We start from the raw sequence: 25,130 nt of genomic DNA, 5'->3' as shown, positions 1-25,130 counted from the left end.
ACAATGCCACCACGACAGTCCATGTATGCCATTTCTGCATAAATCGATAATATCATTGTATTTGACTTAATTGACAGGGGTTTCCACACTGCCATCGATGGTCGATTGGTAGACGATGCCTGCATTCGCGATTATTTCAATAAACCGATTTCGCAGGGGGAACATTTCTCCCCCCTGAATTCCTCTCGGAACTCTTCCAATCGAGCCGTCCGTGGCGACCTCGGTTCTTTTTTGGGAACGGCCGCGACCACGAAACCGCGCGATGAGTTGTGATCACCGTCCGGAAAGCGGGATCTGACGCCACGCACACGAGGGCACGAGGGGTCGTCCCAGTGGCGTCCGTTGGATTGCGCGTCAACCCATACCATGATGAGGAGAATGGCAAATGCGGAAATCAGACTGGGCCGCCAAGGCGGTTGGGGCCATTGCGGCAATGGGCCTTTGCGCCTCGCAGGCCGTTGCCGGCGACTTCGCCTTTATCAATATCGCCACCGCCAGCACGTCGGGATCTTACTACCCGGCCGGCTTGGCGATGTCGAAGTTGATCAACGACAAGCTGGGCGTCCGCGCGTCGGCCCAGGCATCGGCGGGCTCCGTCGAGAACGTGTCCCTGTTGCGCAACAAGGAAGCCAACATGGGCATCATCCAGAGCAACGTGGTTCGCGATGCCCTGAAGGGCGACAACAATTTCAAGAGCAAGCCCTATACAGACATGGTTGTGCTGGCGCCGTTGTTCGTCAATACCGACCATATTCTGATCCGCAAGGGAGCAAATATCGCGTCACTGGCCGACATCAAGGGCAAACGGTGGGCCGTGGGGTCGGTCGGCAGCGGCACGACCCTATCCAACCTGGCTATCCTGTCCGGGGCCGGCTACACCTTCAACGACATCAAAGTCGAATACCTTGGCCAGACCGAGGCATTGGCCGCCCTGCAGAACGGCATCATCGACGGCGCCGACCTGACCTCGGGTGTGCCCTTCTCACAAATGGAGCAGACACGGATCTCAGAGAAGGATGATCTTGTCCTCTATTCAATGACCGAGGCCGAGCAAAAGTCGGTGGTCGAGAACAGCGGTTGGAAATCGCCCGAGACGATTCCCGCCAACACTTACAGCAACCAACCGACGCCGATCCGCACCGTATCGCATCTGGCGTTGATCATGGTGCCCAAGGAGATGCCGGACAAACTGGCCTTCGACATCCTCGATGCCATGAACAAAAATATGGGCCAGCTACGTCAGGCGCATAGCGCCTTCAGTACCTTGGACCTGGCGACCGCCCTGCCCAAGATTGAAGCCCTCAAGTTCCCGCTGCATCCGGGCGCCACAAAATTCTTTGCCAGCATCAATAAGTGAAGCTGCGCGCCACCCAATCAGATTCCCTACCTTGCACCCCTGCGGTTGCCCGCCCAAGGGCACGGCAACCGCAGGGCCGCAGCGGAGAATGACATTGTCTTCCCAGACCGATAACGAATCGTCGTGGATCGACCGGCTTGGCGTCCTTGATCTCGAGGGTACCGGCCGCTCCTTATCCGGGATCCATGCCTGGATTGTCGCCACGCTGGCCGTCGCGCTCGCGGTCTTTATCCTACTCATCAACAGCTTCCTGCTGATCGATGTGATGAAGCGGAGCAGCCTGTTTCTCAGTCTACTGCTGGCGCTGGTTTTTCTGTCGCACCCTTTGCGCAAGACGACCGGGCGCGCGGATAATCCGGCGGCATTCGATTACATTCTCGCCGCCGCCGGAATGGCCTGCGGCCTTTACCTGATCCTCATCTACGACCGGTTCGCGACAACTCTTGAGATGACCGCACTGGATATGGTTGTCGGCACGGCGGCGGTCATCTTGTCGCTGGAAGCCGGGCGGCGGTGCCTCGGATGGTGGCTGCCGGCCCTGTGCGTACTCTTCATTCTGTACGCTCTCTACGGCAAGATGCTGCCCTCCCCGCTCGGTCATTTCGGGGTACGGCCGGAGCGTTTCATCTACCGCATGTTCATGGTCAGCGAGGGATTGTTCGGCACGATTTTCCAGATCGCGCAATCCTACATCGGCTTGTTCGTTCTGTTTGGCGCCTTCCTGGTGGCGACCGGCGCGACCGACGTTCTGGCCCGCCTTGGATTGTCCGTCTCGGGGCGTTACGCGGGAGGCCCGGCCAAGGTCGCGGTCGTGGCAAGCGCGCTGACCGGGATGATTTCGGGATCGGCAGCCGCCAATGTGGCAACCACCGGCACGATGACGATCCCGATGATGAAGCGGGTCGGGTTCATGCCGCATTTTGCTGGCGCCGTGGAATCCATCGCCTCGACCGGCGGCCTGATCACGCCGCCGATCATGGGTGCCGCCGCCTTTCTGATGGTCGAGTTCATCGGCGTCCCGTACCTTGACATCATTACCGCCGCGATCCTCCCAGCCCTGCTGTACTATGGATCGCTGATGGCGGTCATTCACTTCCGCGCCGTCAAACGCGGCATCCGCGGGTTGCCGGCCAACGAGATTCCGTCGCTGAAATCGGTGGTGTTTGGCGAAGGCTACCTTCTTCTGCCGCTAGTGATTCTGATCATCGCCCTGCTGGCCGGCTACACCCCCATCTTCGCGGCGCTGTTCAGTATTGCCGCCATCTTCGTCGTCAGCTTCTTCAAATCGGCATCGCGGCTAACGCCGCTCCGCCTGCTGAACGCCCTGATGAAGGGTGGAGCTTCCCTGATCGGAGTCAGCATGGCCTGCATGGTGGCCGGCATCATCGTCGGCGTGGTGTCGATGACGGGCGTCGCCGAAGTCTTCACTAGCTACATTGAGGCGTGGTCGCAAGGCCACCTGCTCGTCGCCCTGGTGTTGACCGCGCTGGCGGCCATTCTACTTAGTTGCGCGTTGCCGGCGACGGCCGTGTACATTGTAGTAGCGGTAACCATCGCCCCGTCCCTGATCAAGATGGGGGCACCCCCGCTGTCGGCACACTTCTTCGTGTTCTGGTATGGCGCGCTGTCGAACATCACGCCTCCCGTGGCGATTGCCTGCTTCACGGCGGCAGGGATCGCCGGTGCCAATCCCGGCAAGATCGCCTTCACCGCGCTGCGGATGGCGTTGCCCGCTTTCCTGATCTCGTTCCTTCTGGTCTACTATCCCTCCCTGCTGTTCGTGAACTGGACGTGGACCGAGTTAGGCTTGGTCCTGATCTATTGCGTGGTCGGCATCGGCGCCTACGTGCTGGCCACCGAAGGATATTTCCTAGACCAACTGCGACTGTGGGAGCGTGTGGTATTTCTGGTATGCTCCGCTCTCTGCCTGTTGGCGCCGGGTGCCCACTGGATTGGCAACATCGGCTTCCTCCTGACCATTGGTTTAGCTGCCCGCTGCGTGGTCAGGTTCCGTCGGCGCTCTCTCCAGGTGTGAATACGTGCGCAGCGCCGGCTCTGACGCAATCTTGATGGTGTTTGTGCTAGCCGGGATGATGCCGCATCGATTTGCGGACGGCATCGAGGAAGGCACGGCTGGCGTTCTCCATCAGGTGCCAGCGATCGGCGACCTGGGTCGCCCGCGGCAGTGTCTTGGCTGCCGCCAGGGCATAGCCGCCACCTCGATCGCGCGCAACGATCTCGATCTGAGGCTGGCCAGAAAGCCAATCCTGCGCCGACGCCGGTTCGCGATCCGGCAAGAGTGCGATCGCCTTGCGCCGTTCGAGATCGCAGATGATCGTCCCATAGCGTTGGTTGCGCCGCCACGCCCAATCATCGATCCCGATCACCGTCGGCGGGACGAAGCCGGGGCTGCCGTACCTCCGCACGACCCGCAGCAGCGTGTCGTTGCTCACGGGCAGCATCAGCCGCCGGGCGAAGTTCGCCGCCGAGTGGCCCCCCAAGGCAACCAGCCATTCTGATCTTGATCGCTACGAATACACGGGACTTCCTCGGCGACCTCCCGTTCCATAATTGGGCTGCCAGCAAGCTCAATATTCTTCCGTCTTGCATGTGAGCAATCACGACGCCTCGTAACTCTTGTCAAGCAGGGGCTTCGCCCGCTCGAAGTCGCCCATGTCTCGGATGGTGATTTCGAGGTCTCCGGTTCCGAAGTGCCCAATCTCCCGAACGTCACGTGTGAAGCCGTCGATCAGTTCAATGGTGTCCGGATCCACCTTCACAAAAACGAGTAAGTTCCGCGTCCGGGTATGAACTTCGACACACGCAAAATTCTTGATCCGGCGAAACGCGAAGTAGTTCTGTAGGGTCTTGGCCTGAACGTCATCCCCCAACGCAACAAGGTAAGACTTGAGAGCTTCGTAGCGGTCTGCCAGCTCGCGGTCTGCGTGAGCCAAGGCCTCTGATACTGTCCGCGGGCGGCCTTTCTGTCCGCCATTGGCCGGCACCGTCATCAACGCTCCCGTCTGCTCGCTGGTGGTCGCATTCACCAAATCCAACAGCAGCAGGCCATCGCCATACCGCCGATAACGAATGAGTTCGATGTTGCGGTTCATCTGCTTGACCGCGTGCTCGTCGTATTTCGTGAAATCGCCAGCAATACAAATGAGCCGTGGGGCCGACCATTCGACCGCCTGGGCGACATCGCGGCCAAATTTTTCCATTACCAGCCACTCGAAGTCGCGTTTATGGCTCATCAGCCAGTCGAGATAGTACAGGCCTTGGTTGACGACGTTTTCATTGGTCGAACGCTTGTACTCAATGATGACTGGACACCCGTTTTCATCGATGCCGAGGGTGTCCATGCGACCGCCATGCTCGGCACCCGTCGAAAATTCCGAGGCCAGGAAGCGGACACCGAGAAAGACTTCGAGGTTTCGTTCGATGATGGATTGGAGCGACTTTTCCAATGCGACCGACGCGCCCTCCAGTTCGATAACCTCATTCGTGTCGACGCGGAAAAGTTTGATATCGCTCATTGGAACGCTCCCACGGGCTTTTTGTCATATTTGTAGAAGCCAAAAGGCAGCGATGGCTTCAGCCGCACTTAACAATAAACCGCCCTTCCAGCCCTGCGAGCGTCATGTTCTCGGCGATAGCGTCGTGCGGAATAAGCAGGTACTTCCAAGGCTTGCCACCGTAGCTACGGGCGTGATCGCTGGCGTGGCGGCACCACTTCACGGCCGCATCCCGCTTGGCCAGAACCTCTTCCTCCGTCATTTGGTTGGCGGCCTTCGGCTCCAGCATGTAGATCACGTCGGCCGTCTCGGCGACGAAATCAGGCTGGTATTCCGGATGATCGGCACCCCGCTTGTAGAAAATCTGGAACTGCCCTTTGGCGGGCCTGAACCACTTCAGTGCTTCCCTTTCTAAAATGACCGACATCTTGCGCTCGGCATCCGACTGGAACTTCTGCACCCCATACAGGCACTTCTCAAAGCCGCCAAAAAGGTATTTGGCCATGTTGCTCTTGTCGGCGGGCGAGGTGCGGAAGTCCAGTGGCGGCTCGCTTGCCGATGTGGTAAACGCGCTCGGCTTCAACTCGGTGAAGCCCCTGCTCACTACCACCTCGTAGTCGACAGCCTCTTCCCAGTAGTGTTCCTGCATCTGCACGTGGACGAAGGCTGCAAGCGGCTTCTGGTACATACGCAGCACTCGCCGCGCATCCCCCTCCGAAAGATAGCCCAGAAAATGCGCGGTAACCTGGCGCGCGAGGTCATAGAGAAGGTCGGCATGTTCATCATAGGCAATGTCGTCGAAATCGACCAAGCCACTGACGACATAATCCTCCAGCCGGTTTTCCTCGATGCTTCCTTGCCCCAAGCCGATAATTTCCAGGCGGTTGGTCCGCAGATGCTGAACCCACAACTCCTCGGATGGGGCCTGGTAGTTGATCTTCGATAGATCCAGGGTGAACGGCTTAAAGCCAGACCGGACCTCGCCCTTCGGCACCACCAGGATGCGTGGAATGTCGATGGTCTGCTGGACTACCAGGTCCGTGGTCCTGGCCACCACCGCCGCTATATCGGGCCTGCATACTCCTTCCAGGTCCAACTGCGCTGGGCGGTATTGCGCCGCCACCTCTCGCAGGACCGCTTCCCGGACGTCCGGATTCTGGAGATAGGTCACGCTGGGCAGTTTGCCGGGTTGGTTCTCCAGCTTGCGTATCACCGCGTAGGCGATCTGCGCAACCTTTTGCTCCTCGGACGTTTTGAAGGCCGGAGCCTCGCCGTCGGAAACCACGCTCGTACTCGCCGTCATCTGTTCGGGATGGAAACCCAGCTTGGTGGCCAGTCGCGACTGTGACACCACGGTCGCCGTCTTCTGTTGAAGTTCCTCCGGCGCCAGGATCACCTGCTGGAGGCGGATGGTCGAGTTGGGCCGATTGGCCTCCTCGACGATTTCCTGAAACCGGTCGTGAGCGACGATGTTCAGCCGGTCGACAGAGCTGACGCCCGTCCGCCGACCAAAGGGCAGGCGCAAGCCCCGGCCGATCGACTGCTCGATCAAGGTGCGCGCATTGGCTGCCCGCAAGGGCACGATGGTATAGAGGTTGGTGACGTCCCAACCTTCCTTCAGCATGTTGACGTGGATGACGATCTCGGTCGGTTCGGAGGTCAGCTCCACCTTCAGCAGCCGCTCGATCATCTCGTCTTCCTCGGCGCCTGTCCTGCTGGAATCGACCTGGATCACTTTGTGGGCATAGCGACCGTCGAAAAACTTCTCCGACTGAATCAACTGCATGAGCTGGCCAGCATGGGTAGTGTCCCGCGCGATGACCAGCACGAACGGCTTGACGATGGGGTTGCCGGTCTCGCGGGCGTAGGTTTCCAGTTCGACCTTGACGCCTTCATGCAAACGAACTCCGTCCTCCAGCTTCAGGCGTTCGATCTCGTCCACCGCCATGCCGGCGGGGTTGAAATCCTTGCGAGTGACCACCGCCGGCTCCTTGACGAAGCCGTCGGCCATGGCGCGGCCCAGGGGATAATCGAGGATGACGTTCTTGAATGCCACCGCACCCCGATTGGTCTCGATGAAGGGCGTGGCAGTCAACTCCAGCCCCAGTACCGGCTTAAGCTCGTTGATGGCGCGCACCCCAGCGGACGCCCGATATCGGTGGGACTCGTCCATCAAAAGAACGAGGTCGGGTAGGCCTGCTAGATAGTCGAAGTAGCTCTCGCCGATATATTCGGACAGCCGCTTGATGCGGGGCGACCGGCCACCCCGGACCTCGGAGTTGATCTTCGAGATATTGAAAATGTTGATGTGCACGCCCGAATAGAACAGGTCGGAAGAACGGTCATATTGAGCGCGCGCGCCTCGTGTCTCGTAGTTGTCGCCGGTAATCACTTCGGGCACGTCGGTGGCAAACTCGGCGATACCCTTGAACACGTATTTGGGTGTGTTCGGCGTGAAATCGGCGATCAGCTTGTTGTAGATGGTCAGGTTCGGTGCCAGGACGAAGAAGTTGTCGATACCATGCGCCAAGTGCAGATAGGTGATGAAGGCGCCCATGAGGCGGGTCTTGCCGACACCGGTGGCCAGCGCGAAACAGAGGGATGGAAAGTCACGCTCGAAATCGGTAACGGTCGGGAACTCGGCCTTAATGGCCTCCAGCGCCTCTGCCGCGTCGGTGGCCTTGTGCGGTGGGATAATTTCGGTGATGCGGTCGAGGATTTCCAACGATTGGCGCTGGGGTGGACGCAGGCTGAGGCGGCCGGCAATGGCATTCACATGATGGTTCATCGCTTGCCCCTCCCCTTCTTGGCCGGAGCCAAGCGCCGATGGCGCGTCGTCGCCGCCTTTTCTGCGATGTGTTTGAGTTCCTCCAGTTCGTCGGCGTCCTCCGACGCCCGGCGTTCCGCTTCCTTCCGCTTGGCGTCGAACACCTCATAGCGTTCGTGGGCGATCTGCTCGGCCTGCCTGGCCGATATCCGGCCGGCCGTGCGCAGAAGCGGCAGTTCGTTGGCCTTCAGGAATCCGTCAAGGATGGTTTCCCATTCACCCAGTTGGATTTCCTGGCGGCGCGTCGTGCGCAATTCGGCGGTATCCAGGAACATGGTGACGATCAGGTTCAGTTCCTTGATCTCGGCCTCACCCAGATAGTTCTTGGCTGTCGTCACGTCGGCCTTGCGGACCCGGCCGCCCTTCCAACTGGTCAGGCCCATGTTGGAGGCGTTTGCGTCGGCTCGCGCCGCGATCAGTTCCGCCGCCGTATGATGGGTCACGGCATGAAGCATCTTGTTCTGGATGATGGCGTAGAAAGTCTGAACCGAGTCGGCCTTGGCGTCGTAATCGACACTCAAGGCCAGGATGTCGCGGACCTTCTGGTAGAACCGAGCTTCCGAGGCACGGATGTCCCGGATGCGCTCCAAAAGTTCGTCGAAATAGTCGAACTTCGGGTCCTTCAGGCGTTCGTCGTTCATGACGAAGCCCTTGACGAGGTACTCCCTCAGCACCGTCGTCGCCCAGCGCCGGAACTGGATGCCGCGCTCGGAGCGCACCCGATAGCCAACAGCCAGGATCACTTCCAGGTTATAGGTCTTCAGGTTGCGTTGAACCTGTCGTGCGCCTTCTGTGCGAACTTGTAAGAGTTCCTTACAAGTTGCCGTTTCAGCCAGTTCCTTGTCGGCATAGATGGCCTTGATGAGTTGGGTGATGGCCTGGGGCGACGTCTGGAACAGCTCGGCCATTTCGCCCTGAGTCAGCCAGACGGTATCGTCGACAATCCGAAGCTGGATCTCGGTGGTACCATCCTCCGTGATATAGAGGATCAACTCGCCGGCACTCATCGTTTGGTCCCCCCGTCATCGCCGAATAGATCCTGCTGGCCCGGCTTGGTCGGCGCCTTGGGTAGGTTCTCGATCCTCAGGCTGTAGTCATCTTGGCCCCATTCACAGCGACTGCGGATGTGATTGGGTATCTTCTTGACGGTAAGATTTGGCCAGCGATCCGCCGCCCCCCGAAAAGCGGCACATAAGACAAGAAGACTGCGATCCGACCCCACCTCGTCGCTCAATTGTTGGAGTTGATCGGACCCCAGGGTCTGCGTGGTGACGTAGATGAAGTCCCGCTCGGTCGAATGCCCTTGCTGCCAGTAGACTGCATCGCTGGGTGCGTAGGTAAAATTCTCCAGCTTGCACAGGGCCTCGGCCAACATTTCGGCGTTGTAGGCCTTGCTGACAACCTCGCGGCCCCACTTATCCTGGTCCAAAAGTGAGGGCGCCAAGCGGAAATAGCGGAATCCACCGCCCCCCTGCCAGCCGACGACCTCGGTGATACCTCCCTTGTCATCGCCGTCGATAACTTTCTTCAAACGCGGGATGATATGGGTATGGCAGTGCTCGCCCAACTCCACCATGATCCAACGCCGCCCCATCTTATGGGCGACGGCACCGGTAGTACCGGAGCCAGCGAAGGAGTCGAGTACAAGGTCACCGGGATTGGTGGCGATATCGATGATTCGTTTCAATAGTCTCTCAGGTTTCGGCGTATCAAATGCATTTTCCTTTCCGAACAGAGCATGAATTTCTTTCTTCGCCTCGTCGTTGTGGCCGACGTCTTCATGAGGCCACCACGTAGAAGGCACCAATCCTTCAACCTCAGACAGATACCGAATGAGCCGAGGGACCCCATTTCCATCTTGGCCAAACCAAAATCTTCCCTCAGAACGAAGGCGCAAATATTCTGGCTCAAGTGTCGCCCAGTGGCGCCCTTCGGGGGGATAATGCTTCTGCCCTTTTGGTCCTTCAATACAGTACATCTGATTGGGGCGCCATCCAGCGCCCGTGAAAGAAATCGATTGCCACGGCCCACGAGGGTCATTGTTAGGATTTCTATATGCCGATTTTGTTTTTTCTTCGTACTGCAACCTATTTCTTCCCAACTTGAATGAGTCAGGATTTCTAGCATAGACTAAAATATGATCGTGCGCATTTCCAATCGCAGAATTATTATCGCGAGCGTAGCGTTTTTGCCAAACAATATTTGCCGTAAAATTCGCTCTACCAAATATTTCATCGCACATAACTTTAAGATAATGTGCCTCATTATCATCTATTGTAATCCAAAGAGATCCATTATCTGATAGTAGTTTCATAATTATTTCAAGACGGTCATGCATCAGCGACAACCAAAGCGAATGCTCTATCCCGTCATCGTAATGCTCAAAAGCGCTGCCGGTGTTATAGGGAGGGTCGATGAAAACGCATTTCACCATGCCCGCGAACTCCTGCTCAAGCGCCTTCAAGGCAAGCAGATTGTCGCCAAAGATCAGGCGGTTGTCGAAGATGTCGCCGTCATTTACACGAGTAGCCGCGTGGTAGGACCTCTCCGAGTCCTCCAGTAGGATGCGCGGCTCCAGCCGGGGCCGGTCCCCCTTGCCGATCCATGTCAGTTCAAGTTTCGGTTTCTTGCTCATGAGCCTCAGCTTGGCCTGATTAAAGGGTGTAACCGGCGTGAGTCGGCGCTTGTCGCCCAGTGGGTGCCCGACCTCTTGCTGCTGGGCCAGCCATCCTCGGGATGCGTCAACGCATCCATCAACGTGACGACGTACCCCGCGAATTTGAGTGCGTCGGCCTCCAGCAACTCGAACGAAATCTCCCTGAAATGCGCCCCGAAGACGTTGCGCGCCTGTGCGATGCGTTCGAGTTCGTCGAGAATGGGCTTCAATTCGACGACCCGCACGATCGGCGCGCCGCTCGCGGCCTTCTCGTCCCGGATCTCCGCTTTCAGGGCTTCACGAAGTTTCTTTCCAATGGCCGGCAGCAGATCGCCCAGCGTGTAGGCGTTGCCGGAACGCCGGGGAACACTGCACTCGTACTTCTGAGTCAGGTAGTCCAGAGCGGCCTCAAGAATTACTCCCGACTTGCCGCAGATCGCTTGGACATCCGGGGAGGCATCCGCCAGCAACTTCTTCAGCCGATCAAGCTCGGGGAGGCTGTTGGTCACCCGCAGGCCCCGAGGCAAATCCCAGCCGGTAAGTTCGACGAACTGGCACTGCCCATTCTTGAGCCACCCCCACCGGAATTTTTCGCGCCACGGCCGGTAATGCGTCGTGACGATGCAGTGCCGGAATTTTTGACTGTACTCGTAGATCGCCTCGATCACCCGCTCGACGTGCGGTTCGTCCACGCTTCCGATCACGTCATCAAGGACGAGAATCGTTTGGTCGGGCTGAGCGCGTAGCGCCAAAGCCAGAAACACGCACAGGCCAAGCGTGTCCAGGTGCGACTGGCTGAAGTAGGCCTGCGGAGGGGCTTTTTGGGAGCAGAACTCGGAGCCGAGGTTGAGCGACGCACGGCGAACCGGATCGAGCTGAAGGCTTATTTTCTTGAGTCCCTCTCCGGGATGGATGGCTTCGTAAAGGTCTCCAACATCGTCCGCGATTCCACTGATGAGCTTGTCCGTGAAGGATTGTCGCTCTTCGATGATCGCTGCATGTGCTTTTTCGACGCGGGGGATTTGCGTCTCAAGCTGTTTTTGGATTTTAAGATTCTCAAGATATTGGTCGACTGCCCTCTTGAGCGCGACGGCGAATCTCTTTTCTCCCTGCCATTCCTCCTCGATGGTCTTCCATGCTGGCGACAGGTCTTCGTTGGCGGTCAGCCACAATGCCAGACTTTCAATATCTTCAGGAGGCGGGGTCGTCGGGAGCTTGAACATCGCGGGCCAAATATGCCCGCTTTGCGTGTCTATATATGCGGCTTTTTCACGCCCGTAACGCTCGATCAAGCTGGCAACGGCGTGCTGCCGCATCTCGTGCACCTGACGGCATGTGGTCAGTTTCCCGTTGACCTCGGTCAAAGTGGCGAAGTTTGCGAGTTTTTCTTCGAGGCGCTCGGCAAGACCTACGATATTTTCCGGACTGTCGCATAACGGGCAAGTGGCCGTCGCGGGGTGGTCGTGGAGGAACTTGGCCCCGGCCTGCATAAGGTCCAGAAGTTCGCCCGCTCCGCTGCCGGCCTGAGCGATTGCGGCCTCTACAGCCGCCGTTGCCTCACTCAAGGCGGCCTTTGAGATATCCAGGTTCTTCTTGGCTTCCTGGTGTTGGGTCGGAAAGCCATCGAGATTCTGGAACGCGGAGCGCAGCTTCCCGATAGCGCCGATATTCGCGTCAAGCTCTTGTTGGGGAGCGGCCAATCTTGCCCGTGCCCACGCTAGCGAGGAATCGGCCGATGGCTTCCCGGCCTGTTCGTAAAACCCGTCCAACGCCTTCAAATTCTCGCCGAGGGCAGTGACGCAATCGGCCTGCCGCCTCTTTAGGGAATCGATGAGCTTCTTCAGTTCTGCCTCTGAGGCCTCCACCCCGTCGATATCAATGAACCGCTTAATTTCCTCATATCTCTTGGCTGGCTGTGCCTCGACGATTCTGAGAATTTGATTGCGGCGCAAAACGCCTACTCGCGGACGTTGGTTCTCGGGAACAACGCTGACCTTCTTGCCTTGCACCGTTCCCGAACAGGAGCCGGAAGCCGTTTCGAGCGAAACGGAGACGGCGCGGCCTTCACTCCCGACCGTTGGCCAGAATTTGTCGAGCTGCGCCCCCAGACCTTTTTCTTCCAGCGAACCAACACGCCCCTCGGCGAGAAACTCGAACGCGTCGCACAGGGTAGTCTTACCGGTCCCGTTTTCGCCGTAGACCAGCGTTAGCCTCTTTCCCTTCTCGAACTCCAGCTTGAACGGCGTCGAGGCACCGCGGAACGCCGAAAGCGTGATGGCCTTCAAAGGAGAGGTCGTCATTTCTCGTCTCCTTCCCGCGAAGCCAAGTCAATATCCAGATTCCAATCACTTTCCTTCATCGTGCCTGCGGCAATCTTTGCGGCAAGCTGGTCGCGCTTCTCCGCGCGAAGAAGCCCTTCTTTAACGAGGCGATCAACGATTAGTGCTGCGAGTTTCTGAGCCGGTTTTTCCCCGTCTGTCATTGAAGCCTCCATCGAACTGTGAAGAGGGCTTGGCAGGTAACATTCTGCGCCAGCTTGGCCTCGATCTCCGCAATCAGTTCCTCCCGCCGCTTGTCTACCTCGTCCTGAGCGTCGAAAAGGGTACGGCGCTTCTGGTTGCGCAGCGATTCAAGCGCTTTGATCTGCTTTTGGCCGGCCAGCTTTTCCTCAAGTGTCAGGGCCGTGGTGGCGGCACGCCGGGCTTCCTTGATCTGACGGTCCATTTCCTTGATCTCACGCTCCAGGCCAACCTTCAGGTCGTCGGCCCAACTGTCCAACTTGTCGGCCTCCGCCGCGAAAAACTTGGCGTTGCGCTCCGAGATACCGCGTTGAATATCCTTCTGCCGACGCTGAATGATGGAATCCAGGGCACGCGAAACGTCCACCGGGGTTTCTAGGCTCAAACCGTCCCGGCCGGGAACGGTCAGTAGACGCTGCAGGGCATCCTCGCTGACAGTGGTGCCCGAATCGCTCACCCCGGCAAACAGAAGATGATCCTCGATCTGATCGAGGGCCTCGACGGTAAAGAGAGTGAGGACGAGCCAGCCGGCCTGCCCACGCAAGGGCTCCAACACGCTGATCTTGCCCTCGTGACTGTTCAGGTCGAATCGAATGTCGGCAACCGGCAGGTCGCGACCCTTGGCCCGGGCGACGATGGCCTCGGCCAACGGATGATTGAGGCGATACAGATGGGCTTCGCCCGAACGGCGTGGCAGTTCATAGCGCCCCAGCGCAATTTCCCTGGCGCAATCCGGGAATGGACACGCGTTCAGGTGGAACGAAGAGCCGTCGATAAATTCGGCACTGCCGTCCAACTCTTGGCGGGTCAGGCGCATGAGCAGTTGTTCGAAGCGATTAAGATAGGCTCTCGATTCTTGATCCCGGATCTTCAGCTTTTCTCGCACCTCGTCGTCGAAATTTTCCAGCAACTGCTGCCGGGTGCGGGTCATGGCCTGGTCGATCTCCAGGTTGAGTTCGAGCTGGAGCTGGTCGAAAGCGGTCTTGATTTCCTCGGGCTGCCGGCACTTCTGGTAGATGCCGGCGATGCGCTTCTCGAAATCGACGCCGGATTCGATAGCCCCCAACACTTCGTCGCTGGCGCCGAACACACCCTCGAAAAGCTGGAATTTCTCGGACAGCAGCTGGAAGACTCGCTGGTCGGCCTCGTTTTTGCGGTTGAGGAAGTTTACGACCACCACGTCGTGTTTCTGGCCGTAGCGATGGCAACGGCCGATACGCTGCTCAATACGTTGCGGATTCCAGGGCAGATCGTAGTTCACCACGAGGGAACAGAACTGAAGGTTGATGCCTTCGGCACCGGCCTCGGTGGCGATCATGATCCGCCCCTCCTCGCGAAAGTAATCCACGAGTGCGGAACGCATGTCGGCGGTGCGCGATCCGGTCACGCGGTCGGTACCGTCATGCCGGACCTTCCAGGCAGCGTAGATCTGCTTGGATCGATCATCCGTGTTCGAGCCGTTGAACAAAACAATGCCGTCGGTGAATGGGCTGTCGGCCAGAAGGCGGAGCAAGTAGTCCTGGGTCCGCCTAGACTCGGTAAAGATGATGGCCTTCTCGGCGGCCCCGATGTCCTTGGCCTTCTTGAAGGCCGCAGTCAACGCCTTGAGTAGAGCCTTTCCCTTTTCGTTATGCTGGATCGACAGCGCCAGTCGCGTAAAGTCCTCAAGATCGGCGATTTCCGCCTCGATGGCCTTCTGATCGGCTTCGGACAGGGGCTCGGGAGCCTCATCCTCGGTCCATTCGTCGGCTGTCTCGTCAAGCGCCTCGTAGTCCTGGTCAAGCTCCTCTTCGAGCGAGTGGGCAGTTTCGTGTTGGCGGAGCTTGTTCTTGAGGCGCGTGGAAAGAGTCGTGAGCGCCCCAGCAATGGCGAAGCTGCTTGATGCCAGCAATTTGCGCAACACCAACGTCATCAGAGACCGCTGGCTGGTAGGCAAGGCTTGCAGATTAGCGCGCTGGAGATAATCGGAAACCAAGTGATAGAGCCGATCCTCGCTTTCGTCGGGCGTGAACTCCTCCACCAGCGGCAAGCGCCGCGTGAAGGGAACATAGGCGGTAACCTGGCGGCGCAGGGTGCGATGGCAGATAGGCTTCAGCCGTTCCTTAAGGATACGGAATGTCCGTTCATGGCTGATGTTGATGAACTGCTCGCGGAAGCTTTTGAGATCGCCGAAGGTATGCTCGTCGATGAAGCTGACGAGGCCGTACAGTTCGAGCAGGGAGTTCTGGAGCGGCGTCGCGGTCAGTAACAGTTTTTGCGCGTGCGCCAGCGCCCCTTTGAGGGTGTTGGCAATGACGTTCGACGGCTTATAGACGTTCCGCAGGCGGTGAGCCTCGTCGATGACGATCAGATCCCAGGGTACGGAGTTGACGTCGGAAGCCTTGTTGCGGGCAAATTGGTAGGAGCAGATGACAATGGCATTCCTGATCTCGAACGGCCGGATATTGCCCTGCTTCTGGGCTTCCTTGTAGGAGCGGGATTCCAGAATCGCGCACGGCAGGAAGAACTTCTCGTTCATTTCCTGGTGCCACTGCTTGCGGAGATTCGAGGGGGCGATGATGAGGATGCGCCTCTTCCTCTCCGCCCACTTCTGCGAGATGACGAGACCGGCCTCGATGGTTTTCCCAAGACCGACCTCGTCAGCCAGGACTGCGCCTTTCGACAAGGGCGAACGGAAGGCAAAGAGAGCGGCGTCAACCTGATGCGGGTTCAGATCGACCTGCGCGCCAGCCACGGCGCCTGCAAGCTTCTCGTCGCTGTCTGAGGAACAGCGTCGAGTCAGTTCATAGGCGAAATATTTTGCATGGTAGGCGGTTAGCTCCATCCCCCGCTTTGTCCCCCTCGAGCGCCTACTCGCCCGGCCCCACTACTGGTCGCGCCGGTAGGCCAAGATTTCCTCGCCGTGATGATGGCTTAGACCACTTCGACGTTTGGAGCGATTTTCTACCCCGCCGTCAGATTTGACAACCGGGCAGTGCAATTCTGAGTAAAGCTCCTACTGGGCAAGCTCAATTTGTGGAAGGTGAGTTCGCATCGCGGTTTTGTGCTGAATAAGGTCCAACTGAGAGCCCCTGCCCGGTTGGCCCTTATTCAAGAAATCCCGCGTGCTGGTTTTCGTCTGAGCCTGCGCCCAAGCCTCCGAAAGATGCTCCCTTAACCGCTCCTCGGGTATGACTGCGCGTGCCGAATCTCTCAATGCCATCCGCGATCGCACAGCCTTCCCTACGCCTTCTTGATCCACATAGATCACGCAATCGTCCCGTGCCCTGCTCGCCGCCACGTAGATCTCGTTGCGCTTCATCGTATGGTCGGCAACGACGAAGGTGGAATCGACGGTCGCCCCTTGGGCGCTGTATACCGTCACGGCGTAGGCATGCGCCAGCGGCGCCCGGCCGGCATCATCCGCAATTTCGGTTGTCGCAACCCTAATCACACGACCGCGAACCGCAACGGATAGCGTGGCTCCCGATTTTGTCGGACTGATGCTTGTCACGATACCGGTGGTTCCGTTGATGACGCCAAGCGCATCGATTCGCTTCCTGAACATGATCTGATCACCAGGGGCGAGGGGAAGATCGAAAGGCCGGCCGGCCGCATCGATAGCTTGGATCGTATGGTCCTTGCCCTTGATTCGCCCCGTCTCGCGAAGATGATGGCGCATCTCGGCGTTGAGGGCGGCGACTTGCCTGTTCGTTCGCGCCATGACCATCGCCGTCTTGTCTGGCCTCACGTCTTTGGTGGCCTTCCAGTCCGCAACCGCCGTTTGGACGGCCTCTGTCTCGTTCCCGCACCACCGCAAGGCCTTTTTCTCTTCGAATGCGGCAATTGCCTTGTCCGCTCGCCCCAAGGATAGATCGCCGACCGCCTTTCGCGCCCATTCTTGGCGCTGCCTGACAATGGTGTCGATACGGACAACCCCCACCTGCTCGGCGACCAGCCGCAACCCCGGACCGGCGCCGATGGCCTGGAGCTGGCGCTGATCGCCGGTCAAGATAACCTTCGCCTGCGCCTTCTCGGCAGCCTTTAGGATCTGGAGCATCTGGCGGGATGATAGCTGGCCCGCCTCGTCGACGATCAGGACCGTATGGTGATCCAGAAACGGCTTGCCGACCCCGTTGGCGGCCAGCCAGGCGTCGGTGGCCTTCGATTCGATGGAGAGGTCGTCGCCCAACTGGTTGGCCATCCGCCATGCGGTCGAGGTACCGATGACCCGATATCCCTTCTGGTGGTAGGCCTCGGCAACCGTCCGCAGGGCATGGGTTTTCCCGGCGCCGGCCGAACCTTCCATGACCGCGATATCCGCGCCTTCCGTCACGAACCTCACGGCATCCCTCTGTTCCTCGGACAGGTTGCCGACCCGCAAGTGCGCTTCAACGTCGTGCGGGGACAGCCGATGGCGATAGACGTTGCTACCTCGCTGCGCCGTCTCGACCAGCACCTGTTCCGTCTGAACCATCTCACTGGTGGAATAGACGGGAAGGCCGAGTTCGTCCCGGCCAACCTCGACCACATCCCCCTCCCTCAACAGGTCGGCGACGGCATGTTCGATGTCGTGGACGGACTTGCCGGAAACCAGAGCCGCATCGGCAATAGCCTGATACAGAGCTTCCATCCGGAACACCGCCTCGTGTTCGGTGAGCTTGCGCGGGATCTCCCTCAATCGAGCGGCAAAGTCCGTAGCACCCTTCTCAGGCGCCGCCAGCCCCTGCCCGTTCATGCAGGCCGCAATCTCCCGTTCGGACAAGCCGAGGGCCTCGGCTTCCTTCGTCCATCGATCGTGACGATCCTCGGCCGTCTCGTCCTGCGCCAATTTGGCGCGACGGCTCGCCTTAGTTACCGCTGATGCCAGCGCCTGGGCGTCTTTGGTTTCCAGTCCTCGGCCTTTGAGCTCATCCTCGATTACGCCTCGGCGTGAGCTGAAGTGATCCCTGACGGATTGCGGGATGCCGGCGATCTCAAACAGGCCGTTTGCGGCGCGCTCGATGCCTAACCCAAGCTTCCCCTGGAGCTCATGGGCCAACTCGGCTCGGTAGATCGCGCCAGCCGCCATTTTCCATTTGAAGAAATGCCGACCGTCCAGGGCACCCCAAGTTCCGTCCTCCCGCTTTGCGACATTGAAGACCACCGAATGAGTATGGAGCTGCGGATCGCTGGCGATGCTGCCGTCCTCGCGCTCCGTCGGCCTGGCCTCGCCGTGCTGGAACGTTGCAGCCAAGAACCTCACCTTTTCCAGGGTGACCCCGCCCTTACCTCGCCGGGCATAACCGGCCTGCTCCTGAAGAACGTCGAGAGCAGCGCGCGCCGCCTTCTCCTGGGCCGCCTCGATCGTGGTTTGGATATTGGAGTCGGCTACGGCCCAAAGAACCGACACCGACTTGGGCGCGGAGAACGTCAAGTCGTAACCACCGACGCGCTCGGACTTGAGGGATCGGTTGTCCTGGCCGAGCGGAACGCCGTCGGGATCGGCCCCGCCATGAAGGTGCCGGAAGATGTTGGCGTCGACCCTTCCGCCGTTCTTAAGACCGAAGGTGGCGGCCGGTGCATACCATTTCCCGGACGGTTCCTTGCCGCCGGTGTAGTACTCCGCCTGCTCATCCAGATAGTAGTCGGCCGCTGTGCCGACCCCGACCGTGCAAACCATGATGGCCTCCATCGCTGAAAAAAGAGGCCCTCCTATTTGCACGCTCCGGAGCCGAAGGCCCGGAGTAATGATTATGGCCAAATATCCGACAGCTTACCGGCCCTGCATCGGAGGTGCACAGGTGTGGTGGAAACAAAAAGAAACGCTTCTCTTTGTTGCGTTTCGTTTCGCTCTATGACAACATTTTCTCTATGGATAAAGCGACGGCAGAACGGCGAGCGGCAGAAATCGCCAGGGACATCGAGGGGCCCTTGGGGCGCATCCCTTTGGAACGTGTCTTCTTAAGGCATATAGATTTCTTCAGCGACCTCAAGACGGCCGGGGTGACCTGGCCGCAAATTGTCGCTCTGCTCGGTCGCGCCGGAATTACGCGGAAGGACGGCCTGCCGCTGGCGGCTGGCCAAGTTCGTGCGACGATTTCCCGGATTCTCTCGCCTAGAGATCCGGAGAAACCACCTGCCGCGCAGACGGCCAAAAAAATTGCAGCCTGCACACCATCATCAACTCTGGCACAGCGAACAGGTCAACCGGGGCAAACCGGGCATCACCAGAAAGAAGATCCAAAAACGCTTGGTGGCCTACGAGATAAAATGATAAGGGCTTTGAAATCCCGCCAGTAGAGGAAATGTAAATAGTATGGAGTACATCGGATATTTTGCAGATTTTTCCAAATACGTGTCTATTCCTTTATTATTGGCATTTCTGATTTATATCCTATATTTTCATCGCGGCGTGATTAAGAGACAATTTTTGAGGACCCCCGACTTCGAGGTCGATGCTCTCCATGTTGGCCAGCAATCGGGGATCTCTATCGATTTCTCTCAGCGAATGCTTGCCTATTCCGACGGGTGTCGATTTCAGCTCTTTTCTGCTTCCGACATACACGATAGCGGCCACCGTTGGATTGACGTTTTTGATGAACACGGAAATCGCCGTGAAAAGAACCACGAAGTTTGGATTCTGACGAATTGCAATGACTACCCCGAACTCAGCGTCGGGTTCTGGCGAAGATCAAATGCCCAGCGGTGCATGATCTCCCTGCGCAAGTTGGAGCAAACCCAGAACGATTTTGATCGGGAGCACACGCCGTCTGATATCGCGCTTACCACATTGCTTGAAAAAGCTGGCTATTCTCACTCCGACGCTAAAAAAAGCATAAGGAATCAGCGGATTAAAAAAGCCATCGAACTGCTGCACCGTAAGAACGAGCAGCGCCCAGAGGCCAACCAATGGCCAAGCACAACGCTAATTGCAGCACTAAAACCGCTGTTTGGACGGCGGGAGAATGAACCGGACGACATAGGATATACGGAAGGAACCTTGGGAAGGATGGTCTCGGAGACCCTGAAGGAAATTCGGGAAAGCGACAAAAACAAATTAAAATCAAAGGGTAAGAAGTAGCCATTCGGCCCATACTAGTTACCATTTCCCCTCTTTCATCGGCTCCGTCACCGTCTCCTCTCCCGCTCATGGGAGAGGAGATATCTTCATGTCATCCAACCAACTCCTGGTCGTCGCGTCCGGCAAGGGGGGCATCGGCAAGAGCCTCCTGTCGCTGGCGATCGCCGACCTGTTCGACCTGAACGACCGACCGTTACGGCTTTTTCAACTCGACGATCAACAGCGCCTTGAGAAGGCCGTCGGCCACAGCGTCGTCAGCCTCGATATCCAGACCCTCAAGCTCGCCCGCCGCGACCCGACGGCGATCACTAAGGTCTTCGACCCGTTGTATCGGGGGATCGAAGCCTTGGTCGGCTCCACGGACACCCTGCTTCTCGACGTCGGCGCCACCCAGATCGGCAATCTTACCGACTACGCCGGCTTGATCGATCTGGAGGAAGACCTCCGTATGTTCGGCCTCACTGGATACGTTTTCATCCCGGCCGTCGCCGAGCCGGAGAGCCTCCGACAAGCCTGCCGGGCCATCCAACAATTCCGCTCCACGCTGCCGTCCCTGACGCCTGTCTTCGTCGAGAACCTTAGAGACGGCCGCCTCGAAGACCTGTCGACGGCCTCGCAGGCCGGCCAGCTCTACGCCGAAGACCTGATGCCCCTTCTCGACGGCCTGACACGCATTTCGATGCCGCTGATCGAAGCCGGCTCCTGGCGGCCCTTCGAACAGAACCATTGCCGGTTGATCGGCGTCGGCACGATGGAGATCCCGGAGATCATGGATCTCACCGGCCTGTCGCGTCCCGAGGCCAAACTGGCACGCGGCGACGTATTGGCCTTCTTTGCCCAGATGGAGGAGGAACTGAGCCGGCTCCTTCCGTTCGGAGAGGAGGTCGAACCATGACCGCGGGCGATCGCAAGGCCCGCAGTTTGATGGCTCAAGCCTCCCAAGACCTCCAGCAGGGCCGTACCGAACTTCTGAGCGCGCTCAAGCGCGTCCCGGTCTCGGACCTGCACAACACCGACCCGACGCTGTTTGCCCGGCTGACGCCCCAACAGCGAGCGGAGCTCTTCTCCAAGGTCGCCCAACAGGGCCACCCAACGACGCAGATCGGCTCCCCCAGGCACAGAAGTCCCGATCCGGCTGGTCCATCTGCCGTTCGGCGCCTGTGGAACCGACTTCCCTTGCCCGGGCGGTGCCAGCTCATCGGGCTCCTCACCGCCTCCATCCTGGCCGGCGGCGGCCTGGCGGCGCTCGCCCACGAGCATCAACTCACCGCCTACGTCACCTCGCCGTCGTCGCTCCCATCCGACGTCGCGACATGGCCCGACTGCCGGCGCCTGACGCTGGCGAGCGATGGCTGCACCTACGTCGTCAAGAAGGGTCTTTCGTGGGACCAGGCGGCACAAGCCCTCGGCCAAAACCCGCGAGAGCTTAAGACCGTCAACCACCATCTCGCCGGCCGCTCGTCGCTCTATCGCGGCGATCAACTCATCGTCTGGCGCGACCGCATTCGACTGGAGAACTAGCCCATGACCGACTACGCCCCGCAACTCGAACGCAAACCGGCTTGGCCCGTCGCCCTCAACACCCTGACGTCGACCCTCGTTGCCGGCGGCATCGCCGCCTGGGCCGGATTCGTGGCCGCACCGCCAACCGGCTGGTACGCCGATCAACCCTTCACCCCCTCGATCACCTGGCTTCGGGAGCTCTTCAGTTCCGCCGGCACCGATGCCGTAACGGCGGAGCCGGTGTTCCGGCTCCTCCAGCACCCCGCGTCCATTGTCTGGAGGACGATCGATACCATCGACAGCTTCGACCTCATCGTCCCCCTCACCTTCCGATTGGTTGTCATCGTCGGCGTCGCCCTCATCACCGCCGTCATCGTCGGCCTCTATGCCTACCGGGGATTGGACAAGGTCGACCGTCTCAAGCACATCCGGGGTCGCCGCTTGCTCAAAGGCGCCATGGCCATCCGCCAGGCCCGACACGCGCAGCGCAAGTCGATTAGCAAGTCCGGGCGAGGGATCGATGTCGCCCCTCGCATCCCGATCAGCCTGGAGACGGAGACCAAGCATTTCCTGTTGGTCGGCGCCTCAGGCGGCGGCAAAACCCAAACGCTGCTCTTCTGGATCGATCAGCTTTTGCGCGATGGCGCCAAGATCCTCATTCACGACACCAAGGGGGACATGACGGCCTCGCTCCCCGATGACGATTTCATCCTGCTCGCCCCGCACGATGCCCGCTCCTGGGCATGGCAAATCGCCAAAGACTGCCAAGGCCTGGCAGCAGCCCGCGAACTCGCCGGCCGCCTCATCCCCGCCGGCCGGGAGCCCATGTGGACGAACGGCGCCCGCGAGATCCTCACGGGCGTTATCCGCTACCTTCAACTTCGGCATGGCGACCAATGGGACTGGCGGCATCTGCGCGATACGGCCTTCTCCTCGCCCTTGGATTTGCAGGCCTTGCTGATGGACACCCATCCGGAGGGCGCCCGACTTGTGGAAGTCGATGAGAAGGGTATTCCGCACAAGACCTCCTTCAGCTTCCTGGTCACCCTGTGGTCAAGCATCGGCTCCATCGTCAGCCCCCTGGCGGCGGCCTGGAGCGACATTCCCGAAGAACGTCGGGTCTCGCTCACGGCGTGGCTCAACGACGAAGGGGCGAAGCGACGCACCTTCGTCCTGCAACGCTCATCGGAGTTCTCAGACCTCTCGGAAGCCTGGATCGGCGCCGCTGTCCAACTGATGGCCAACTATGCGGCCAGCGCCGGATTCGGCGATTCGCCTTCCCGCCGGATCTGGTTGGTACTGGATGAGTTCGCCCAATTGGGCAAGCTCAAGGGGTTCCAGCAATTCCTCGAAGTCGGCCGCTCACGCGGTATCCGCTGCGCTCTGGGCGTCCAGGATCTCGAACAGCTTTCCGAGCTCTATGGCCCGGAAGCCCGCAAGACCTGGCTCAACACGATCGAGACCAAGATCATCTGCCGAATGAACGCCGGCCCTTCAGCCAAGTTCATCGCCGAAGAACTGATCGGACAGCGGGAGGTTTCGTGGACGGAGAAGACGGTTACCTGGTCGCCGGGGAGCTTGCGGGAGAAGCGCGGAAGCACGCGGAGCGTCAACAAGCAAGTCCGGACAGCCGTCGTCCCCGTCGTCCTGCCGGACTTCCTGGAGCGTGACCTCGGCCTGGTCGAGACCGGGGGAGAGACCAAGATTCGCGCCCTGCTTTTGACCGGCGGCAACCTCTATCAGGCCGATTGGCCGATCACCATTTGGCCGGAGCGGCGCCCGGCCGCCAAGCCGGCCGCCTGGACGGTGGCCTAGGTCTCCGATGAAGCCGCGCCAGCCCATCGTGGCCGGTTCCCCTCGAATGCCTCTGCCGGGTTATCCTCGCGAGGCGGTCGAGCCCTTGGTGGAACTGGTTCGCCTGCTGGCGCGGCAATCGGCCCGCGAGTATTACCGCTCCCGGCTCTCCCCTCGGTCCGTTGACAACGTCGATGGGTCGGATTCTACTAACCCGGAGGTCAAGGAAGGGAGTTGACGATGCGCGCCGTGATCTATGCCCGATATTCTTCGGATCAACAGCGCGCCGCCTCCATCGAGGATCAGATCCGCCTCTGCGCCGAACATGTCGGGCGCCTCGGCGCCGACCTCATTCAGTCCTATACCGACTATGCCTTAAGCGGCGCCACGCTCAATCGCCCCGGCATCCAATCCCTCCTTCACGATTGCCAGACCGGCACCATCCATATCGTCGTTGCCGAAGCGCTCGATCGTCTGAGCCGCGATCAGGAAGACGTCGCCGGCATTTTCAAGCGGCTCTCCTTCCACAACGTCAAGCTCATCACCCTTTCCGAAGGCGAGATCAACGAGCTGCACGTCGGCCTCAAGGGCACGATGAACAGCCTCTTTCTCAAAGACCTCGCCGCCAAGACTCGGCGCGGTCTGCGCGGACGGGTGGAACAGGGCAAGAGCGGCGGTGGCAACGCGTACGGTTATGACGTGGTCACCAAGCTGGCCGCCGACGGCACGCCTCTTCGCGGCGATCGGACCATCAACGATACGGAAGCCTCGATCGTCGTTGCGATCTTCACGCAATACGCCCAAGGCGAGAGCCCGCGGGCAATCGCTCAGAAGCTAAACCGGGGCGGCGTTCCCGGCCCGCAGGGGAGTACCTGGGGGCCCTCCACCCTCAATGGCAACGCAGCGCGCGGTACCGGCATCCTCAATAACGAGCTCTATATCGGACGGCTGGTCTGGAACCGCCTGCGCTATATGAAGGACCCCGAGACCGGCAAGCGGGTCTCCCGCCTCAACCCTGAGGCGGATTGGATCGTTAAGGACGTCCCGGACCTTCGCATCGTTCCCCAGGATCTCTGGGATCGGGTAAAGGCTCGCCAGATTGGTGTCGCCAAGTCGCACAAGGACACCGAGGCCCGCCCCTTCTGGAACCGACGCCGGCCCCGCTATCTCTTTTCTGGAATGATCAAGTGCGGCTGTTGCGGCGGCGGGTTCTCGATGATCGGCGAACGTTTGCTCGGCTGTTCGACGGCCCGCAACAAGGGAACCTGCAACAACCGCCTGACGATCCGGCGCGACGTCCTGGAAGCCCATGTCCTCGATGGCCTGCGCCATCACCTGATGGACCCGGGCCTTTTCGAAGAATACTGCGCGGAGTTCACCCGCGAGCTCAATCTCCTGCATCGGCGTGAACAGGATGCGCGGGCATCCCTGGAACGGGACCTGGAGAAGGTCAATCGCGGCATTCGCCGCATCATCGAAGCCATTAAGGATGGTGTCCCGGCTTCATCGATCAAAGACGAGATGATCGCCCTCGAAGCGCGCAAGCAAGACCTGACGGCTCGACTGCAAGCGGCGCCCGAAGAGAAGCCGCTCATCCATCCAGGCTTGGCCAAGCTCTACCGTCGCAAGGTCGCCGACCTCACCGAGGCCTTGAACAGCGACGAGACCCGCACCGAGGCGGCCGAGCTGATCCGCTCGCTCATCGAGGCGATCGTCCTGGTTCCGGAGGACGGGGCGCTCAAGGTCGATCTCAAGGGCGCCCTCGCCGGCATTCTTCAGCTTTGCGCGGACGACAAAAACCCCTCGCGGTTTTCGCCGGAGGGGTTATTGCAATTGAAGCTGGTTGCGGGGGCAGGATTTGAACCTGCGACCTTCAGGTTATGAGCCTGACGAGCTACCGGGCTGCTCCACCCCGCG

General features: G+C 59.5%; 16 protein-coding genes, 1 tRNA gene and 2 pseudogenes. 8 read left to right on the top strand and 11 right to left on the bottom strand.

The genetic code is table 11. The annotated features are described in order from the left end of the window. Positions 1-385: 385 nt before the first annotated feature. Positions 386-1,357 carry a TAXI family TRAP transporter solute-binding subunit gene (locus tag ODR01_RS23350; protein ID WP_316980123.1) on the top strand — a complete coding sequence of 324 codons (972 nt, stop codon included), beginning with the start codon at positions 386-388 and terminating at the stop codon, positions 1,355-1,357. A 94-nt stretch (positions 1,358-1,451) separates the two neighbouring features. Beyond that, positions 1,452-3,392, top strand: coding sequence for a TRAP transporter permease (locus tag ODR01_RS23345; RefSeq protein ID WP_316980122.1), 1,941 nt, complete (start codon positions 1,452-1,454; stop codon positions 3,390-3,392). 61 nt (positions 3,393-3,453) lie between these two features. On the opposite strand, the pseudogene ODR01_RS23340 reads toward ODR01_RS23345, so the two are convergent. From ODR01_RS23340 to mobF, 9 genes and pseudogenes are all read right to left on the bottom strand, one after another. After that, positions 3,454-3,864 (bottom strand): annotated as a pseudogene (locus ODR01_RS23340) (ISL3 family transposase); the annotation flags it as partial. 111 nt (positions 3,865-3,975) lie between these two features. After that, positions 3,976-4,893 carry a DUF5655 domain-containing protein gene (locus tag ODR01_RS23335; RefSeq protein WP_316980121.1) on the bottom strand — a complete coding sequence of 306 codons (918 nt, stop codon included), beginning with the start codon at positions 4,891-4,893 and terminating at the stop codon, positions 3,976-3,978. A 58-nt stretch (positions 4,894-4,951) separates the two neighbouring features. Then, positions 4,952-7,660, bottom strand: a complete 2,709-nt coding sequence (locus ODR01_RS23330; RefSeq protein WP_316980120.1) for a DEAD/DEAH box helicase — start codon at positions 7,658-7,660, stop codon at positions 4,952-4,954. Then, positions 7,657-8,706: a virulence RhuM family protein gene (locus ODR01_RS23325; RefSeq protein WP_316980119.1), complete on the bottom strand. Its 1,050-nt coding sequence runs from the start codon at positions 8,704-8,706 to the stop codon at positions 7,657-7,659. The genes ODR01_RS23330 and ODR01_RS23325 overlap by 4 nt, the downstream gene beginning before the upstream one ends. Beyond that, positions 8,703-10,334 (bottom strand): site-specific DNA-methyltransferase, encoded by a 1,632-nt coding sequence (locus tag ODR01_RS23320; protein ID WP_316980118.1) that lies wholly within the window; start codon positions 10,332-10,334, stop codon positions 8,703-8,705. The genes ODR01_RS23325 and ODR01_RS23320 overlap by 4 nt, the downstream gene beginning before the upstream one ends. 5 nt (positions 10,335-10,339) lie before the next feature. Further along, positions 10,340-12,655 (bottom strand): AAA family ATPase, encoded by a 2,316-nt coding sequence (locus tag ODR01_RS23315; RefSeq protein WP_316980117.1) that lies wholly within the window; start codon positions 12,653-12,655, stop codon positions 10,340-10,342. Beyond that, positions 12,652-12,837 carry a hypothetical protein gene (locus ODR01_RS23310; RefSeq protein WP_316980116.1) on the bottom strand — a complete coding sequence of 62 codons (186 nt, stop codon included), beginning with the start codon at positions 12,835-12,837 and terminating at the stop codon, positions 12,652-12,654. Before ODR01_RS23310 ends, ODR01_RS23315 begins: the two co-directional genes overlap by 4 nt. After that, the gene (locus tag ODR01_RS23305; RefSeq protein WP_316980115.1) at positions 12,834-15,698 is read right to left on the bottom strand and encodes an SNF2-related protein; all 2,865 of its coding nucleotides are present in this window, start codon (positions 15,696-15,698) and stop codon (positions 12,834-12,836) included. Before ODR01_RS23305 ends, ODR01_RS23310 begins: the two co-directional genes overlap by 4 nt. A gap of 171 nt (positions 15,699-15,869) precedes the next feature. Beyond that, positions 15,870-18,515 carry a MobF family relaxase gene (gene mobF / locus ODR01_RS23300; RefSeq protein ID WP_316980114.1) on the bottom strand — a complete coding sequence of 882 codons (2,646 nt, stop codon included), beginning with the start codon at positions 18,513-18,515 and terminating at the stop codon, positions 15,870-15,872. Positions 18,516-18,667: 152 nt separating this feature from the next. Between mobF and ODR01_RS23295 the strand changes: the two genes are divergently transcribed. The 6 genes and pseudogenes from ODR01_RS23295 to ODR01_RS23270 form a co-directional block, all read left to right on the top strand. Continuing rightward, the gene (locus tag ODR01_RS23295; protein ID WP_316980113.1) at positions 18,668-19,135 is read left to right on the top strand and encodes a hypothetical protein; all 468 of its coding nucleotides are present in this window, start codon (positions 18,668-18,670) and stop codon (positions 19,133-19,135) included. 16 nt (positions 19,136-19,151) lie between these two features. Then, the gene (locus ODR01_RS23290) at positions 19,152-19,916 is read left to right on the top strand and encodes a hypothetical protein (protein ID WP_316980112.1); all 765 of its coding nucleotides are present in this window, start codon (positions 19,152-19,154) and stop codon (positions 19,914-19,916) included. Between the two features lie 88 nt (positions 19,917-20,004). Next, positions 20,005-20,811, top strand: a complete 807-nt coding sequence (locus ODR01_RS23285) for a P-loop NTPase family protein (RefSeq protein ID WP_316980111.1) — start codon at positions 20,005-20,007, stop codon at positions 20,809-20,811. After that, positions 20,808-21,437, top strand: a complete 630-nt coding sequence (locus ODR01_RS23280; RefSeq protein ID WP_316980110.1) for a hypothetical protein — start codon at positions 20,808-20,810, stop codon at positions 21,435-21,437. The genes ODR01_RS23285 and ODR01_RS23280 overlap by 4 nt, the downstream gene beginning before the upstream one ends. Positions 21,438-21,440: 3 nt before the next feature. Continuing rightward, the gene (locus ODR01_RS23275) at positions 21,441-23,234 is read left to right on the top strand and encodes a type IV secretion system DNA-binding domain-containing protein (RefSeq protein ID WP_316980109.1); all 1,794 of its coding nucleotides are present in this window, start codon (positions 21,441-21,443) and stop codon (positions 23,232-23,234) included. 219 nt (positions 23,235-23,453) lie between these two features. Continuing rightward, positions 23,454-24,482, top strand: a pseudogene (locus ODR01_RS23270) (recombinase family protein); the annotation flags it as partial. A gap of 347 nt (positions 24,483-24,829) precedes the next feature. Here ODR01_RS23270 and ODR01_RS23265 read toward each other — a convergent pair. Together ODR01_RS23265 and ODR01_RS23260 are read right to left on the bottom strand one after the other, a co-directional pair. Continuing rightward, complete coding sequence (locus tag ODR01_RS23265; RefSeq protein WP_316980108.1) at positions 24,830-24,955, bottom strand: hypothetical protein; 126 nt, start codon at positions 24,953-24,955, stop codon at positions 24,830-24,832. Positions 24,956-25,053: 98 nt separating this feature from the next. After that, positions 25,054-25,130: transfer RNA gene (locus ODR01_RS23260), tRNA-Met, on the bottom strand.

Source organism: Shumkonia mesophila (assembly GCF_026163695.1).
In the GTDB taxonomy this organism is placed as follows: domain Bacteria; phylum Pseudomonadota; class Alphaproteobacteria; order Rhodospirillales; family Shumkoniaceae; genus Shumkonia; species Shumkonia mesophila.
The sequence above is the reverse complement of the archived record's forward strand: the minus strand, read 5'-3'. Positions and strand labels throughout refer to the sequence as shown.

Bases quoted from the DNA above. Each gene is read 5' to 3' on its own strand.
- ODR01_RS23350 (WP_316980123.1), top strand. From the start codon at position 386: ATGCGGAAATCAGACTGGGCCGCCAAGGCGGTTGGGGCCATTGCGGCA.
- ODR01_RS23335 (WP_316980121.1), bottom strand. From the start codon at position 4,893: ATGAGCGATATCAAACTTTTCCGCGTCGACACGAATGAGGTTATCGAA.
- ODR01_RS23330 (WP_316980120.1), bottom strand. From the start codon at position 7,660: ATGAACCATCATGTGAATGCCATTGCCGGCCGCCTCAGCCTGCGTCCA.
- ODR01_RS23325 (WP_316980119.1), bottom strand. From the start codon at position 8,706: ATGAGTGCCGGCGAGTTGATCCTCTATATCACGGAGGATGGTACCACC.
- ODR01_RS23320 (WP_316980118.1), bottom strand. From the start codon at position 10,334: ATGAGCAAGAAACCGAAACTTGAACTGACATGGATCGGCAAGGGGGAC.
- ODR01_RS23315 (WP_316980117.1), bottom strand. From the start codon at position 12,655: ATGACGACCTCTCCTTTGAAGGCCATCACGCTTTCGGCGTTCCGCGGT.
- ODR01_RS23310 (WP_316980116.1), bottom strand. From the start codon at position 12,837: ATGACAGACGGGGAAAAACCGGCTCAGAAACTCGCAGCACTAATCGTT.
- ODR01_RS23305 (WP_316980115.1), bottom strand. From the start codon at position 15,698: ATGGAGCTAACCGCCTACCATGCAAAATATTTCGCCTATGAACTGACT.
- mobF (WP_316980114.1), bottom strand. From the start codon at position 18,515: ATGGTTTGCACGGTCGGGGTCGGCACAGCGGCCGACTACTATCTGGAT.
- ODR01_RS23290 (WP_316980112.1), top strand. From the start codon at position 19,152: ATGGAGTACATCGGATATTTTGCAGATTTTTCCAAATACGTGTCTATT.
- ODR01_RS23285 (WP_316980111.1), top strand. From the start codon at position 20,005: ATGTCATCCAACCAACTCCTGGTCGTCGCGTCCGGCAAGGGGGGCATC.
- ODR01_RS23280 (WP_316980110.1), top strand. From the start codon at position 20,808: ATGACCGCGGGCGATCGCAAGGCCCGCAGTTTGATGGCTCAAGCCTCC.
- ODR01_RS23275 (WP_316980109.1), top strand. From the start codon at position 21,441: ATGACCGACTACGCCCCGCAACTCGAACGCAAACCGGCTTGGCCCGTC.